Origin of the sequence: Barnesiella sp. An22 (genome assembly GCF_963931395.1) — a bacterium.
Classification (GTDB): domain Bacteria; phylum Bacteroidota; class Bacteroidia; order Bacteroidales; family Barnesiellaceae; genus Barnesiella; species Barnesiella merdigallinarum.
Genome location: NZ_OZ007014.1, coordinates 1,966,588 through 1,983,105 on the forward strand (window position 1 = coordinate 1,966,588; position 16,518 = coordinate 1,983,105).

The following is a 16,518-nucleotide window of genomic DNA, read 5'->3' on the forward strand; positions in this document are numbered from 1 at the left end:
GTTAAACAGATAGAATATGCGGTTGTCCGATTTGAAAACAGGCGATAAAGCCGTTGTTGTTAAAGTGTTAGGTCACGGGGCATTCCGAAAACGGATTATCGAAATGGGGTTTGTCAGAGGACAAACAGTCCTTGTCGAGTTGAATGCTCCGTTGAAAGACCCTATCAAATATAAGATCATGGATTATGAAATCTCGCTGCGGCGCAGCGAGGCTTCGCTGGTCGAAGTGATTACTCCCGAAGAGGCCGAGGCCGTATTTGGTGATGCCAACAAAGCCAGCGGAGAGTCGAAGTTGACTCCTTCGGAGGAGGACGAATGTATAAAACGGGCTCTCTCGAAAAGTACCAAGACCATCAATATCGCCCTGGTGGGAAATCCCAACTGCGGCAAGACCTCGTTGTTCAATATCGCTTCGGGTGCTCACGAGCATGTGGGCAATTACAGTGGTGTGACAGTCGATGCCAAGAAGGGTTTCTTCGAGTATAAAGGCTACCACTTCAATATCTATGACCTGCCGGGTACCTATTCGCTGTCGGCCTATTCGCCCGAAGAGCTGTATGTGCGCCGCTATCTGAAAGACGAGACACCCGATGTGCTGGTGAACGTAGTGGTGGCTTCGAATCTGGAGCGGAATCTCTACCTCACTACCGAGTTAATCGATATGGACTATCGCATGGTCATCGCCCTGAATATGTTCGACGAGCTGGAGCAGAGCGGTGGCAAAATCGACTACAAGTACTTGGGCAACATGATAGGTGTGCCCATTGTTCCCACGGTATCCCGGTCGGGCAAGGGGGTAAACCAGCTGTTCGACACGGTTATCGACGTGTATGAGGGGCGTAACGAATCGGTGCGTCACGTTCACGTCAATCTGGGGAATGTGATTGAAAACGGTATCACTCCGCTGAAAAACCTGTTGAAACAGGACCCCACCTGCACGCGGGAGTTCTCGCCCCGTTATCTGGCCATCAAGACTCTCGAAGGCGATGCCGAGGTGAAAAAAATTCTGGAGGGGGCAGACTCCTATCCCGAACTGATGAAGTTGCGTGACCAGGAGGTGAAAGAGATAGAAGCTACCCTGAACGAAGACATAGAGTCGGCTATTGCCAATGAAAAATATGGCTTCATTTCAGGAGCTTTGGCCGAGACCTATACGCCGGGCGATAAGGAAGAGGCCCGCTCGACACGCATTATCGACTCGTTTGTCACCAACAAACTATTCGGGTTCCCTATCTTTATTCTCCTCATGTGGCTCATGTTCGAAGCCACTTTCTCGTTGGGTGCCTATCCGATGGAGTGGATTGAGAGTTTTGTGGCGTGGCTGTCGGGGCTGGTAGGTACTTATATGCCGGCCGGGCCGCTGAAAGATTTACTCATCGACGGTGTTCTTGGCGGAGTAGGAGGTGTCATTGTGTTTCTGCCCAACATCTTGATACTCTATCTTTTCATTTCGTTTATGGAAGACTCGGGATATATGGCCCGAGCGGCCTTCATCATGGATAAGATCATGCACAAGATAGGGCTGCACGGAAAATCGTTCATTCCTCTGGTCATGGGCTTCGGTTGCAACGTACCGGCCATTATGGCTACCCGCACCATCGAGAGCCGGAGCAGTAGACTGATAACCATACTTATCGACCCGTTTATCTCATGCAGCGCACGCATCCCTATTTATATTCTGCTGGTGGGTACATTTTTCCCACGCTATGCCAGTTTGGTTTTTGTCGGTCTTTATGTGTTGGGTATCGTTGTAGCAGTCGTTACAGCCAAGTTGATGCGCCGCTTTCTCTTTAAGGTCGACGAAACGCCATTTGTGATGGAGTTGCCACCCTATCGTATGCCTACGGCCAAAGCCACTATCCGCCACATGTGGAGCAAAGCCGAGCAATATTTGCGCAAAATGGGAGGGGTGATATTGGTAGCCTCGGTCATTATCTGGTTCCTGAGCTATTTCCCCCGTCCTGCCGAATCGTATGAGCGGGAACTGACGCCGCACGAGCAGATGGAGCAACAGAGCAATTCGTATCTGGGCAAGATAGGGCAGGCTCTTACGCCGCTGGTCGAGCCGTTGGGCTTTAACTGGAAAGTAACCACTTCATTACTTTCGGGAACAGCAGCCAAAGAGTTGGTGGTAAGTACCCTCGGGGTGTTGTACTCCGAGAACGATTCGGACGAAACTCTCACGTTGTCACAACGCATCTCGCAACCCAACCCGGCAACGGGTACCCCCGATTTTACGCCGCTGGTTGCTCTCACGTTCATGGTATTCGTGCTGCTCTATATCCCTTGTATCGCTTCGGTCGTGGCTGTCATCAAAGAGTCGGGCAGCTGGAAATGGGGAGCCTTTACTGTTATATATAATACTTGTGTGGCGTGGATTGTTGCATTCATCGTTTATCAGATTGGATCATTATTTATATAGTAAACTATGGATAAAGAAACCTTTTTGTCCTTTTATGAAAAGGCTGGCTATCGGGTAATCGACTCGTTTACGTATAGCGACATCAAACTCTTCTTGATGCGCAACCTCCCCAAAACGACATTCCGCGCCATCTATATTGGAGTTCTGCTGCTGGTGCTTTTCGGTGTCGGGTTTATGATAGCTTTGTGGCAAGAATCCCAATCGGCGAGCCAATTCTTTCTCGAAATAGGGGCGAGTCTTGTGTGGGTAGTGGTGGGCTATGCCCTTATGATACCTCTGCATGAATTTATACACTGGCTCGTATATCGTTCCGAAGGGGCAGCCGATGTGCGTTTCGGGGCTATTTGGCGCTCGTTTGTCTTCTTTGCTGCGGCACACAATTTCCTGACCGATTACAAAACTTTCAAACGAATAGCTTTGGCTCCGCTTCGCATCCTGTCGGGATTGCTTGTGGTGTTGTTGCTTTTCCCGCTGCCCCTGTGGGGCAAGATTGCCATCGCCGTACTGTTGTTCTTCCACCTGCTCTCGTGCTCGGGCGACTTGATGATGCTCGCCTATATGAGCCGGTACAAGGGGCGCGAGGTCTATACCGTCGACGATATTGACAACCGTTACACCTATTTTCTGGAGAAAAAGTGATGAGTGCCTCGATTCAATCCTGGATAGTCACAGGCATCGTAGCGATAGCCTTTGCATACGCTATTTACAAGATAGTCAAGATGGTGCAGAATCGTAATGAACCACCATCGTCTTGCTGCGACTGTGATGTGGATTGCAAGTTGCGAGAAATAAAATCGAAGAGAGTAAAAAAATAGGGCAAGAGTGTTGCATAATCGGAAAATATACTCTATCTTTGCACTCGCAATCGCTCGAAAGACATATGGTTCCTTGGCCGAGTGGTTAGGCGCCGGTCTGCAAAACCGTTTACAGCAGTTCGATTCTGCTAGGAACCTCACAAAAAAGACTCGCTTACGTAGCGGGTCTTTTTTTGTATAGGGTTATATATAGCTTGTCGAGCCGGGCGAGGCGGAGCTGCTACAAGTTGGTATAGGTCGGGATGTCGGGCAGGAAGGCGTAGCTGCCGGTGGCATAGTCGATGCGGCAGCAGTAGTGCGTGAGCCCGTTGGAGACCAGCAGGTAGTTTACCTGAAGCACTTGGTTGTAGCGTACAATCTGGTCGAAGGTCTTTTGGGTAATCTCGATGTGCGGGGCCTTGTATTCGACGATGCAGAGGGGGCGACCATTGCGGTCGTAGACCACCGTATCGCACCGTCGGCTGCATTTGTTGAGCGTGAGCGAAATTTCGTTACCCATCAGTCCGCGAGGAAATCCTTTTTCGTTGGCCAGGAAGGCCACGAAATGTTGCCGCACCCACTCCTCGGGAGTAAGCGTTACATATCGCCGGCGCAACTCGTCGAAGATAAGGATTTTATCCTTTTCCTGTTTCAGCTTGCAGGGATAGGGGGGCAGGTTCAGTTCAATCATCTCGCAGTAGAAAATTTGTGCTTTCTAATTATTTCTGTAAATTTACTCCAAAAATATCGATTTATGAAAACAAAGCAAGAGATTGTCGAAAATTGGTTACCCCGATATACGCAACGTCCGGTCGAGGAGTTTACGAAGCATATCCTGCTGACCAACTTCTCGAAGTATGTCGAGATATTTGCCTCCCATTTCAACGTGCCAATCTTGGGCGAAGACAGCAATATGCCCAGTGCATCGGCCGAGGGGATAACGATTATCAACTTTGGCATGGGTAGCGCAAACGCCGCTACCATCATGGACCTGTTGAGTGCCGTGGCTCCCGAGGCGGTTCTGTTTTTGGGGAAATGCGGCGGTATCAAGAAGGTGAACAAGTTGGGCGACTACATCTTGCCGATTGCCGCCATACGGGGCGAGGGTACCTCGAACGACTATTTCCCGCCCGAGGTGCCAGCTCTGCCGGCCTTCATGTTGCAGCGGGCCGTATCGACAGCCGTGCGGAACCATCACCGCGATTACTGGACGGGGACCGTGTATACGACCAACCGACGGGTATGGGAGTTTGACGACAACTTCAAGGAGTATTTGCGCCGCATTCGCTGTATGGCAGTCGATATGGAGACGGCCACCCTCTTTTCGGTGGGTTTTGCCAATCGCATTCCGGTGGGGGCTCTGTTGCTTATTTCGGACCAACCCATGATTTCAAGCGGTGTGAAGACAGCCGAGAGCGACAAGAAAATCACTCAAGACTTCGTAGAGGAGCATGTCTTGATCGGGGTCGAGGCGCTGAAATTGATTATCGACAAACGGACAACCGTGAAGCATCTGCGATTTGACGAGGATTAACCGCTATGGCCAAGAAAGATTCCAACCAGCATATTGCCATCTTGCAGGATATTCGCAAGAAGTTGTTCAAGCCTGTCTACCTGCTCATGGGCGATGAGTCGTATTACATCGACCTGATTTGTGATGCCATCATTGCCAATGCCTTGAGGGAGGAGGAGCGGGATTTCAACCAGACCATTCTGTATGGAGCCGATGTCGACGACTTTGCTCTGGTGGTGAATGCGGCCAAACGATTCCCGATGATGGCCGAACATCAGCTGATTGTTGTCAAGGAGGCTCAGAATATCAAGGGGATAGACAATCTATCGTACTATCTGCAGAAGCCTCAGATGCGCACGATTCTGGTTATCTGCTACAAAAACGGCTCGCTCAAGAATAAAAAGATTATAGCCGGTATCGAGAAAATAGGACTGGTATACGAGTCGAAAAAATTGTACGACAGCCAGCTGCCGGCGTTTATCAATACCTATGTGACTGCGAAAAAACTGTCGATCGACCCCAAAGCGGTGTCGATGCTGGCCGATTTCGTGGGGAATGACCTGAGCCGGTTGAGCGGCGAGCTCGACAAACTGGCCATTTCGCTGCCCGAGGGGAGCATGCGCATCACTCCCGAGGCGGTAGAGCAGAATGTGGGTATCAGTAAAGATTACAACAACTACGAACTGCTCAATGCCATCGTCACGCACAATGTGCCGAAGGCGGCCCGAATTGTGAACCATTTCGAGCAGAATCCCAAGAACAACCCGCTGGTGGTGACCATAAGTGTGCTGTTCAACTTTTTTGCCAATCTGTTACTTTGTTTCTTTTCGGCCGATCGGTCGGACAATGGCATAGCCAAGGAACTCAACTTACGTTACCCCTCTCAGGCACGCGACTATCTGACGGCCATGCGGATCTACAACGCGTTCAAGTGTATCGACATCATTGCCCTTATCCGGCAGTACGATGCCCGGTCGAAAGGTATCGGGTCGGGAGCTTCGAGCAACGATGGAGACCTGTTGCGCGAACTGGTTTTCAAAATTCTGTACAGCCCGTATCAGAAGTGATAGAGATACCCCAGCGAGATAGTGATAATCTGGTTATGTGAAGCCGAGAAAACATCTTTCTTTCGGTTTCTGAAGATGTCGCCCAATCCGTAGTAGTAGCGACCCTCGAGTACGATACCGTGCGAGCGGGCTATGCGGAACTCGATACCGGCACCGGCCATGATACCGTAGTCTATCTTGTGGGCGATGTCCATGGTATATATCTCTTTCACCTTGCTTTTCTGGCTGAATTCGGGCAGATTGTGGATGTCGAAATTGCTCTTGTAGCTGTCGCCCAGAAGAAATCCAATCTGTGGCCCGGCATTGATAAAACCGCGCACCACCCGGTTCCCGAAAAAGAAGTGGGTGAGGAAGGGTACCGTCACATAATTGAGGGTATGCGAGTAGGTATAGGGGTCGGTATCGAAGGTCTCGTTCCAACCGCATTGGGTGAAGTTGACCTCGGCAATGAGTCCGAAAAATTTCTCTTCGATATAGCGCACCGAGACTCCACCCGTGTATCCCAACAGCAGCGACTGGGTGACGGTAGGGGTGAACGATACACTCGACAAGGTGGTCCCCCCCTTTATGCCCACGGTAAATTCGGGCTCGTAATCGCTACGCTGTGCCCAACCCGTCTGCAGGGTGACGAGGGCGGCAAGCAAACAGATATATCGCAACAGTCTCATGAATTATTCTCTAATTTTTTTGATCGTGAAATCGGGAGCAAAGTTGACAAAATAGAACGACTTGTTGATGAATCCGCTCCAGTTGTTGATGCGCTGGAACGAGAAATCGGTCTGGATACGGTCGCTCGAAGAGGTCAACTGCTGGGTGGCGAAATTCTTGCCGTTGGCCCGTATGGCCGTGAGGAAGTAGATGCCGGTATCGAAACCGAGCAGTGCATATTGCGGGCTGGCATTGATCATGTCTTTGTTGTACCAATAGAGGAACCGCTTGTGGAACGCCTTGGTATTTTCGTCGAAGGGGTTGGCATAGAAGCGGGAGTAGAGATAGGTGTTCAACTTATAGAACTCGTTCAGATATTCGGGTACCTGCGTGAGCCACTCGGGATAACCGAAGAGGGCGATGTCGAGGTCGGTCCGGTTCTCTTTGAGGGTCTCGATAGGGGCAACAATCAACGACAGCTCTTTTTTCTTAGCCGATGTAGGAACGAATACGATTCCGCTTGCTCCGGTTAGAATGGAATCCTGATTCAACAGGTTCAGTTCGTTGTCGAATCGAATCTCGCTGTATGCGATATGGGCACGCGAAAGCTCCTCTTTCAGTCCGGCAATAAAGTCGCGCTTGTCGTTCTCTTCGCCCGTGTGGGTGAGGAATATCACCTTGCGGTTGCCCAGATAACGGATGAACCGGTCGGCGGCTTCGGCGTAGAGGTACGAGTGAGGAATATTGGTCTGGAAGATTTTGGCATTGTGCGAAACCTCTTCGTTCTTGAGAGAGAAGGTGTTGACCACATTGATGTCGTTGGCTAGGCCGAAGTCTGCAATCAGTTTGATGTGATTGTCGCTTTCGGGAGCGATAATCAAGTCCATCTCCTTCATCTCGGGATTGGTCAGGATGCGGCGTACCGTAGCGTCCGACTCTTCGGAATCGTAGGCGTACACGTTGATCGAGGCTCCTTGGCGTTTCAGGCTGTCTACGGCCATCAGGAAACCTTGGTAGTATTCGGTATACAGGCTGGCTTTGGTGTCGGGGTGTGTTTGTTGCAACATGAACGGCAGTATCACGGCTACGTTGATTACTCCCCGTTTGTCGCTCTTGTACAGCTTGTTGTATATGTTGTTGATTTCGGCGCTGGTGATGGGGTTTTCGGCCGTCACGGTATTGTATTCGATACCGGCCGGGATATTGATGATGTCGTCCTGACGAATTTGCTTGAGGTCGGGATTGCACTTTTTAATCTCCTCGACTGTGGTCCCGAATTTTTTGGAGATGCTGTACAAGGTCTCTTTCTTGCGCACCTTGTACTGTGTGTAGAGTTGTTTTTGCTCGATAGTCACGTTTATCTCTTTGGTATCGGGGGTAAGTCGAATGACCGACCCCTTCTTGAGGTGGTTGGGAGAGATGCCGGGGTTAAGTTTGAGAATGGTTTCTATGTCGATATCGTACTTTTTCGATATGGAGAAGAGCGTTTCGCCTTCGCCGATAGTATGATATACATACTCTCCGTTTCCGTTGTCGGTCGTAGCGGTTGTATTTTCGGGAGTAGGGGTGGATGTTGCCGTTACGGCTGTACCTTGCGATTTGGCTGTTGCCGTAGTGACAGCCTTGTTTTGGGCTTTCGAGGTCGTTTTTTTATAGCGTTGTGGAATTTTCAGTGTGGCTCCCGCCTTGATACCCCGCTCGGAACCGGGGTTCAGGTCGATGATGCTCTGAATAGTCACTTTGTACATCTTCGAGATGGAGTAGAGCGATTCGCCTCGCACGATGGTATGCTCGAAGGTGCTTTCTATTTCAGAACCTTCGGGCTCGCCCTGAGCTGTCCTGTGAGTCGGGATCATCAGTAGTTGTCCCCGTTTCAGTCCGTTTTTGGCAGCTGGATTGTAGCGGATAATCTCCTCTTGAGAAATGCCGAATTTCTGGCTGAGCACATAGAACCCTTCCGAGGGTTTTACCTTGTAGATATAAAATTCTTTTCCGTCGATAACCTTGGTTTGTAAATTTTCGGTTTGAGCCGAAAGCATAAAGAGTGCAGTAAAACAGAATAGCAAAACTATCGTTATTCGTGTATATCTCATATTGTTAATGGTTTGCGTTTTGTGTCTGATGGTAATATACAAGAAACAAAAGTATATAAAAATATTGTCAGATGCAAGTCAAAAACGTATGGGTAGGGCCTTTGTCTCAATTATTCTTATCGAAGCGGCTTTATTGGGAAATTTTAAATTGCGGATAGAAATGCGATTGGTCGAAAAGTTGTAACTTTGTCATTCACATTTATGATTCGGATTGATATGTACAGATTCCTCTTGTTTTTGACAGCTCTCTTTACATTTGGCGGCTTGTGTGCCCAACAGATAACCGTGACGGGTGGGGGGAAACCGGCATACAGCTATACTCCCGAGGCCAGTACCGGTCTGAATGGGGGAGTCTTTGTCGTCTACTCGCTCGACCAGGCGACCGTCGAATTTTCGGGTGCCGACGATTCGCTCATCTCGTGGAGCAAGTTTGGCCCGTCGGGGGCAGCTACATCCACACCGGTCACCGGTGCGGTGCAGAACGGGTACCTCTCGACACTCACCCTGACCGAAGCCGATTGCGGATACATAATCGAACAGAACGGACGCAGCTACTACCTGTGGATAATCGACTATTCGCAGGCTCCTCTCGTGCTGAACGGGGCGTCGGTCTCGAACGACTCGGGGCAGTGCGAACTCACCACGCTGCTGCTCGACGGGAGCGGCTCGCGGCTCAACTACTACTCGATAAACGGTGCACCCAAGGTGCTGAATCGTGAACTTTCTGTCAGTTACATGAGTCTGGTGTGGAATGCCGAAGCGCTCACCTATGTGCAGACCGCTCAGTCGGAGACGATTGACAATTTCACGTCGACCGTCCAAGTGACGGCACCGCTATGCAATACCGACTTTGTCATCTCGGGCGACCAATTGCTCAACTATTGGGGTATGGAGCAGACTGTATCGACAGGAGAGTATGTAACTACGGCGATAGGGGTGACGGCTGTTGCCGAGCAGAGCTATCGGGAGGATGCGCTCAACGAAGACGACCGGCATCCGACCGAATACCTGGGCGGTTCGGCTCCGGCCGAAATCGAGTTTCAGGCCTATACGACCGATGCCGTGACTCACATCGAATGGGAGTTTTCGGACAAGGAGGATTTCTCGACCACGATTGCCCGTTACAACGACCAGACCCTGCGCTACACTTTCCGCGACGAAGGGGTCACGTATGTACGTCTTGTCGGTAGCAACAGTACGGCCGAGTGCCAGGCTTACAGCGAGACCTTTACCGTCAACATCGGCGAGCCCCGCCTCGAGGCTCCCAATGCCTTCTCGCCGGGTACAAGTCCGGGCGTGAACGACGAGTGGAAGGTGGCCTACAAGTCGATTGTGAGCTTCAAATGCTGGATATTCAACAAATGGGGGGTACAGATGTGCTATCTCGACAACCCCGAAAATGGTTGGGACGGGAAGTATCATGGCAAGTATGTCGACCCCGGAGTCTATTATTATGTGATCGAGGCAAAAGGCTCCAACAACCAAAAGATAAAACTGAAGGGACACATCAACATCATGCGTTCCAAAGATTGAAAAAACACTGCGACAGATGAGATTGAACAAATATTTTATGGTTGCGCTGTCGGTCGTTTCACCCCTTTTTGTACAACAGGTACAGGGCGAGGAGATGGCGCAGAAGGATTTTTCGGATGTAGTGATTCCCGAATTTCCGTTGCAAGTAAAATTTGCCGGCGAGGTGGTAGACCTGGACCGGCTCGACATGTACGAACGATTCGACCGCGAGTTGACCACGCTGTGCTACATGCACTCCTCGACCTCGCTGGTCATCAAGCGGGCCAACCGCTATTTCCCCATCATGGCACCTATCCTGAAAGAGGAGGGCATCCCGAGCGATTTCCTCTATCTGGCCGTAATCGAGAGCACGCTCAACCCGCGGGCCGTATCTCCGGCCAAGGCCATGGGCATCTGGCAGATTATGCCACGCACGGGGCGTGAATACGGATTGGAGGTCAACGACGACATCGACGAGCGGTGCCATGTAGAGAAGTCGACCCGGGCCGCATGCCGTTACCTGAAAGAGGCTTATGCCAAGTATGGAAGTTGGACCACCGTAGCGGCATCGTACAATGCCGGCATGGGGCGCATCTCTTCGGAGCTCAAAAAGCAGTTGGCCGACCATTCGTTCGACTTGTGGCTGAACGAAGAGACCTCGCGCTATGTGTTCCGCATCTTGGCCATGAAAGAGATTTTCTCTTCACCGGCCAAATACGGGTACAAGTTGAAGACCCGTCAGCTGTACCAGCCTATTCGCTATACCGAGATACGGGTCGACACGACCATCGAAAACCTGGCGTTTTTTGCTCAGGAGCATGGTGTATCCTACGCCCAGCTCAAAGAGGCCAACCCCTGGTTGCGTGCCCGTACCATGCCCGACAAGTCGAGAAAAGTCTATTACATCAAGATACCACAAAAAGAGGATTTGTATTACACGAAACGTAAGTTTACAACTTACAGAAAAGAGTGGGTAATCGATAAGAAATGAAAGCAGAAGATCAAATCGAGGTATATGGCGCTCGTGTGCATAACCTCAAAAACATAGATGTCACCATCCCGCGCAACAGCCTGACGGTAATTACCGGATTGAGCGGCAGCGGCAAATCGTCGTTGGCGTTCGATACCATCTTTGCCGAGGGGCAGCGACGCTATATCGAGACATTTTCGGCCTACGCCCGCAACATGCTCGGCAATATGGAGCGTCCCGATGTGGACAAGATTACCGGGTTGAGCCCCGTGATCTCTATCGAGCAGAAGACAACCAACAAGAATCCGCGTTCGACGGTAGGAACGACGACCGAGATTTTCGATTTTCTGCGGTTGCTCTTTGCCCGGGCCGGCGAGGCTTACTCTTACTTGTCGGGCGAGAAAATGGTGCGATATACCGAGGAGAAGATTATCGAACTTATTCTGGAGAAGTACCAGGGCCGCCGCACCTACATACTGGCACCGCTGGTGCGTAACCGGAAGGGGCACTACAAGGAGCTGTTCGAACAGGTGCGCCGCAAGGGATACCTGACCGTACGTATCGACGGTGAATTGCGCGAGATTACACACGGCATGAAGCTCGACCGATACAAGAATCACAGCATCGAGCTGGTGGTCGACAAACTGGTGGTCGACAAGGACGACGAACGCCGGCTGCAAGAGAGTGTAAAGACAGCCATGAAACAGGGCGACGGCCAGTTGATGATTCTCGATGCCGACACGCAGGAATTGCGCCATTACAGCCGCACGCTTATGGACCCCCAAACGGGTTTGTCGTATAGCGAACCGGCCCCGCACAACTTCTCGTTCAACTCGCCGCAAGGTGCCTGCCCCCGATGCAAGGGGTTGGGCTATGTCAATATCATAGACCGTGAAAAGATTATCCCCAACGACGAGAAGTCGATTTACGAAGGAGGCATCGTCCCATTGGGTAAATATAAAAATACCTTGATATTTTGGCAGATTGCTGCCATCTGCGAGAAATATGGCAACACGTTGAAGACCCCGATTAAAGACCTGGCCGAGGAGGCGCTCGACGATATTCTGAACGGGACGGACGAACGGTTGCAAATCAAAAACGAGTCGTTGGGTACATCGAACTACTTTCTCTCGTTCGATGGCTTGATCAAATATATCGAGGTACAACAGCAGAGCGATGCCTCGTCGCAGGCCCAGAAGTGGGCGGGGCAGTTTGTCACGACGACCGTATGCCCCAGTTGCGAAGGCCGACGGCTGAACCGCGAGGCCCTGCATTACCGGATAGCCGGGAAGAACATTGCCGAATTGGCTGAGATGGATATTTCGGAACTGTACGAGTGGGTCAATCAGGTCGAATACGAACTCTCACCGCAGCAACGCAAAATTGCCGTGGAGATATTGAAAGAGATACGCAGCCGGTTGCACTTCCTGGTCGATGTGGGGCTGGACTATCTGTGTCTCAACCGGGCCTCGGCCACCTTGTCGGGCGGCGAGAGCCAACGCATACGGCTGGCTACGCAGATAGGCTCACAACTGGTCAATGTGCTCTATATTCTCGACGAGCCCAGCATCGGGTTGCACCAGCGCGACAATACCCGGCTCATCAATTCGCTGAAGGAGCTGCGCGATATGGGCAACTCGGTTATCGTCGTGGAGCACGACAAAGAGATGATGCTGGCCGCCGACTATGTGGTAGATCTGGGCCCTCGGGCCGGGCGCCTCGGTGGCAACATCGTCTTTGCCGGTACCCCCGAAGAGATGCTCAAGACCAACACGCTCACAGCGCAATATCTGAACGGCGAGAAGAAAATCGAGTATTCGCACCAGCGTCGGCCAGGCAATGGTAAGAAGATTGTGCTGTCGGGGGCTACGGGCAATAACCTCAAAAACGTAACGGTCGAGTTTCCTCTGGGTAAATTTATCTGTGTGACCGGCGTATCGGGCAGCGGCAAGTCGAGCCTGATTAACGGAACACTGCAGCCGATTCTCAGCCAGAAGTTCTATCGCTCGTTGCAAGCTCCGTTGCCCTACGAAAAAATCGAGGGGCTGGAGAATATCGATAAGGTGGTGACCGTAGACCAGTCGCCGCTGGGGCGCACGCCGCGCTCCAATCCGGCTACCTATACCGGGGTGTTTGCCGACATCCGAAATGTGTTTGTCGAGTTGCCCGAGGCAAAGATCCGCGGCTACAAGCCGGGACGCTTCTCTTTCAACATAGCTGGCGGGCGCTGCGAGGTGTGTGGTGGCAACGGCTACAAGACTATCGAGATGAATTTCCTTCCCGATGTACTGGTGCCGTGCGAAGCATGCCATGGCAAACGCTACAACCGCGAGACCCTCGAGGTACGCTTCAAAGGAAAATCGATTGCCGATGTGCTGGACATGACCATCAACCAGGCTGTCGAGTTTTTCGGAAATATTCCGGCCATCATCTCCAAAATCAAAGTGCTGCAAGAGGTGGGGCTGGGCTACATCAAACTGGGGCAACCCTCAACCACGCTGTCGGGTGGAGAGAGCCAGCGGGTGAAGCTGGCTGCCGAACTTTCCAAACGCGATACCGGCAAAACGCTCTACATACTCGATGAACCTACCACCGGTTTGCACTTCGAGGATATACGTGTATTGCTGTCGGTGCTGAACCGACTGGTCGAGAAAGGAAATACCGTGATTGTTATTGAGCATAACCTCGACATCATCAAGTGTGCCGACCACATTATCGACATGGGGCCAGAGGGTGGACGCAACGGCGGTTACGTGTTAGCTACGGGAACCCCCGAGAAGGTTAGTCAATGCGATACATTTACGGCTCGTTACCTGCGTGAAGAGTTGAAAGATTAAGTAACATCGATAAACGCCGATAAAACGATTATAGAGGCTCAAGGCTTAGGCTTTGGGCCTCTTTTTTTCTATTTCGTATTGGTTTGTATAGCTGTTTGTATTTGTATAATTGATTGTATATAAAAACAGTAGATTCGAAATTGTGCCGTTTTGATGCAAAATCCTTGAGCTATTTACGAAACGATTTACATCGGTACATCAAAAATAAATCGTAGGCGAGATAAGCCTCCAAAAAAGTAGGAGCGATGCAATTATTATTAAAATTACATTTGCAAATCAATAATTTACAAATACAACTCAGTGAAAATTTACTGTTGTACTTATTCTTTTAATTCAAATGTAAATAGAGTAGGGGGTAGGAGATAATTTTGTAAATACAGCATAAACAAGTCGATAAACATTAGTTATCTGTAATATTTTATGCTATATATACTTATATATCAATATATTGTATGTCTATATGTGTAGTTTTTATTTATAATAAAATATCATCATCGGTCAAAATCCTTATCAAATCGTCGTATATGATATTTTTATATACTTATTATCAATAACTTAAGATATATTTTATAAAGTATAAATTTAATATATGTGATACCCGAATTACAAATGTGACATCTATCTCGCATATTCAATTTGCAAATTTGCGGGTTCTACTGTTTACATCTGTTATTTACAAAAAGTTACTTATGAAATTTTGATTTTTAAATTTCATTGATTACATTTGTAACGTATTTTCTGGCTTAAAAATCTGCTTTATGGGAAATGATAAAACTGTGGCACTTGCCGTGGCCGATCGTATCAAACAATTTATCGACTACCTGGGAATTACCATTACACAATTTGCCGACAACACCGGGATACAACGTCCGTCGATGTCGCAGATGCTAAGTGGTCGCAACCAGAAAATCAGTATCACGACTATCGGTAAGATACATGAGAGGTACCCCGACCTCTCTATTTATTGGCTGCTGTATGGTAATGGCCCGATGCTCCTGTCAGAGTCGAATGGCGCCTTTTCCGCAGCAATCGAATCGTCGACTATCATCCCGACCGAAGATGATTCGGGTTTACCTGCTGGTGGCTCTCCGTTCATGTCGCTATTCGATGACGAGAGTGGTAAAAATACGGCCGAGGATACGAGCAAACCCGAATATGCGAAGGAAAATAGCTCAAATAGGGCTATAAATTTTGCAAATTCTGCTGAAAATGAGAGTGAAAGATCGAAAAATATCCCGTATATTCCACCTCGTGAAGCCGATGCTAAAAATAGACGAATCGTCAAAATCATGATTTTCTACTCCGACAACACTTTCGAGAGCTTCTCTCCCGAGTCTTAGATTCAAGAGTTTCAATTACGCTCGATTTTTTTTGCTTTCAGGTTCTCCCTAACATCTGTTGGACCCCGTAAATCCGGTCTGGACAAATTTTAAGCTAAACCGAACCCTCGAGTTCGAGTGTAGTATGCCTATACACATGATATGCTGATGTAGAGTGTGACCAAGGCACCTTCCTCTACCTGAGCGGATACTACGACTACTACGCCACCCAATGGCTCAATGCCTGGATAAGGTTCCTGGGGTACCGCTCTCTTTATTGCGGCGCTCGCCATTATCCTGCTGGTAACCTCAGCTACAAGACCATCGACTACATACGTCGGCCTCCATCGGTCAACCTTTCCGGTCAATCTATCCTGTCGATTCGGAAGATGCCGACCAGTGGGGACTATTTTATGAATAGGACGGTCGCAGTGTGAGGCTTAAAGAATGAGTCCTCGGCACGAGCTGGGATAATTTTCAGTGGGTGCATATCTCTTATAAACGAGAGTAGAATTGTAAAAAATAAAATGTTCTATAATTTATATTATGATAAATAGACAATCGAGAGAAATATACGAAGATGAATATTTGTTGGAAACCGAGAGATGAATAGATGATACCTGACCAACAATGGATATCTCTGTTATAGCAGAAACGGCTTAATGGTGATTGCAGGTCTTCAAACCTAATCTACATTTGTGGCATTTGAGCCTCCTTTAAGCCGTTTTTATCGTAGTTATTTATTGCCGGTGATACCTTTCCCAAGCATGGAATAACGAGCGGTTATACGCGTATTTTCAATGGTTGCATATAATCTTTATACGTGAAGTGCAGAATTGTAAAAACGAAATGTTTTATGTTTTGTGGGTTTCAAGTGCTGCTTTGCGAGCTTTTATATGTTGCATGCGAGCCCTAAAATATTGCGGATTAGGTTTGTTTTTATCCTCTCCTTTCATATCTTTGGATGGATGTAATTTATTCTCGCTTTCTCGATTTATGGTATACTAAAAAGGAGGATTATGATGGAAAATATCGATTTGAAGAAACTGAGTGCTGAGCAGCTTTGCGACCTATTCAACGATGAAACTGCCCAGGTTAAGCATTGGGACATTATTCAGGAGTTTATCGATCGGAAAATATCCACAGTCAATATTCAACGAGCTTCGGGTAGTATGAATGGTCGCCCTATGCGCATCTGGTATAATGAAGGCCGGAATTGTATAGAGGTTCGTGGGCGTGTATTTTTCGAGGGCACAGATCTTTTACAATGGTAGCAAGTCGCTCCATCGGTATAAAAAAACAGCCACTCTCCGAAAGAATGGCTGTTTTTTTTATGGTTTTAC

12 protein-coding genes and 1 tRNA gene are annotated in these 16,518 nt (G+C 49.2%); 10 read left to right on the top strand and 3 right to left on the bottom strand.

The window, feature by feature from the left end:
* The first annotated feature begins 16 nt into the window (after window positions 1-16).
* From feoB to ABGT88_RS08090, 3 genes are all read left to right on the top strand, one after another.
* Window positions 17-2,422 (top strand): ferrous iron transport protein B, encoded by a 2,406-nt coding sequence (gene feoB / locus ABGT88_RS08080; protein ID WP_346701455.1) that lies wholly within the window; start codon window positions 17-19, stop codon window positions 2,420-2,422.
* 6 nt (window positions 2,423-2,428) lie between these two features.
* Window positions 2,429-3,061 carry a DUF3267 domain-containing protein gene (locus tag ABGT88_RS08085; protein WP_346701457.1) on the top strand — a complete coding sequence of 211 codons (633 nt, stop codon included), beginning with the start codon at window positions 2,429-2,431 and terminating at the stop codon, window positions 3,059-3,061.
* Window positions 3,062-3,304: 243 nt separating this feature from the next.
* A tRNA-Cys gene (locus ABGT88_RS08090) sits at window positions 3,305-3,375 on the top strand.
* Between the two features lie 82 nt (window positions 3,376-3,457).
* On the opposite strand, the gene ABGT88_RS08095 is transcribed toward ABGT88_RS08090, so the two are convergent.
* Entirely contained in the window at window positions 3,458-3,907 is a 450-nt protein-coding gene (locus ABGT88_RS08095) for a type I restriction enzyme HsdR N-terminal domain-containing protein (RefSeq protein WP_346701459.1), read from the bottom strand.
* Between the two features lie 63 nt (window positions 3,908-3,970).
* On the opposite strand from ABGT88_RS08095, the gene ABGT88_RS08100 reads away from it, so the two are divergent.
* Both ABGT88_RS08100 and holA read left to right on the top strand, forming a co-directional pair.
* A complete protein-coding gene (locus ABGT88_RS08100) occupies window positions 3,971-4,750 on the top strand; it encodes an AMP nucleosidase (RefSeq protein WP_087407461.1) in 780 nt (259 codons plus the stop codon).
* 5 nt (window positions 4,751-4,755) lie between these two features.
* The gene (gene holA, locus ABGT88_RS08105) at window positions 4,756-5,796 is read left to right on the top strand and encodes a DNA polymerase III subunit delta (protein WP_346701461.1); all 1,041 of its coding nucleotides are present in this window, start codon (window positions 4,756-4,758) and stop codon (window positions 5,794-5,796) included.
* Here holA and ABGT88_RS08110 read toward each other — a convergent pair.
* Both ABGT88_RS08110 and ABGT88_RS08115 read right to left on the bottom strand, forming a co-directional pair.
* Window positions 5,787-6,464 (bottom strand): porin family protein, encoded by a 678-nt coding sequence (locus ABGT88_RS08110; RefSeq protein ID WP_087407459.1) that lies wholly within the window; start codon window positions 6,462-6,464, stop codon window positions 5,787-5,789. The genes holA and ABGT88_RS08110 overlap by 10 nt on opposite strands.
* Before the next feature lie 3 nt (window positions 6,465-6,467).
* Window positions 6,468-8,483, bottom strand: a complete 2,016-nt coding sequence (locus tag ABGT88_RS08115; RefSeq protein ID WP_258327569.1) for a LysM peptidoglycan-binding domain-containing protein — start codon at window positions 8,481-8,483, stop codon at window positions 6,468-6,470.
* A gap of 255 nt (window positions 8,484-8,738) precedes the next feature.
* Between ABGT88_RS08115 and ABGT88_RS08120 the strand changes: the two genes are divergently transcribed.
* From ABGT88_RS08120 to ABGT88_RS08140, 5 genes are all read left to right on the top strand, one after another.
* The gene (locus tag ABGT88_RS08120) at window positions 8,739-10,070 is read left to right on the top strand and encodes a gliding motility-associated C-terminal domain-containing protein (RefSeq protein WP_346701464.1); all 1,332 of its coding nucleotides are present in this window, start codon (window positions 8,739-8,741) and stop codon (window positions 10,068-10,070) included.
* A gap of 16 nt (window positions 10,071-10,086) precedes the next feature.
* A complete protein-coding gene (locus ABGT88_RS08125) occupies window positions 10,087-11,040 on the top strand; it encodes a lytic transglycosylase domain-containing protein (RefSeq protein ID WP_346701466.1) in 954 nt (317 codons plus the stop codon).
* On the top strand, window positions 11,037-13,856 hold the full coding sequence (gene uvrA, locus ABGT88_RS08130) for an excinuclease ABC subunit UvrA (protein WP_346701468.1): 2,820 nt from the start codon (window positions 11,037-11,039) through the stop codon (window positions 13,854-13,856). The genes ABGT88_RS08125 and uvrA overlap by 4 nt, the downstream gene beginning before the upstream one ends.
* A 758-nt stretch (window positions 13,857-14,614) precedes the next feature.
* Complete coding sequence (locus ABGT88_RS08135) at window positions 14,615-15,196, top strand: helix-turn-helix domain-containing protein (RefSeq protein WP_258327565.1); 582 nt, start codon at window positions 14,615-14,617, stop codon at window positions 15,194-15,196.
* A 998-nt stretch (window positions 15,197-16,194) separates the two neighbouring features.
* On the top strand, window positions 16,195-16,449 hold the full coding sequence (locus tag ABGT88_RS08140; RefSeq protein WP_258327564.1) for a hypothetical protein: 255 nt from the start codon (window positions 16,195-16,197) through the stop codon (window positions 16,447-16,449).
* Window positions 16,450-16,518 lie beyond the last annotated feature (69 nt).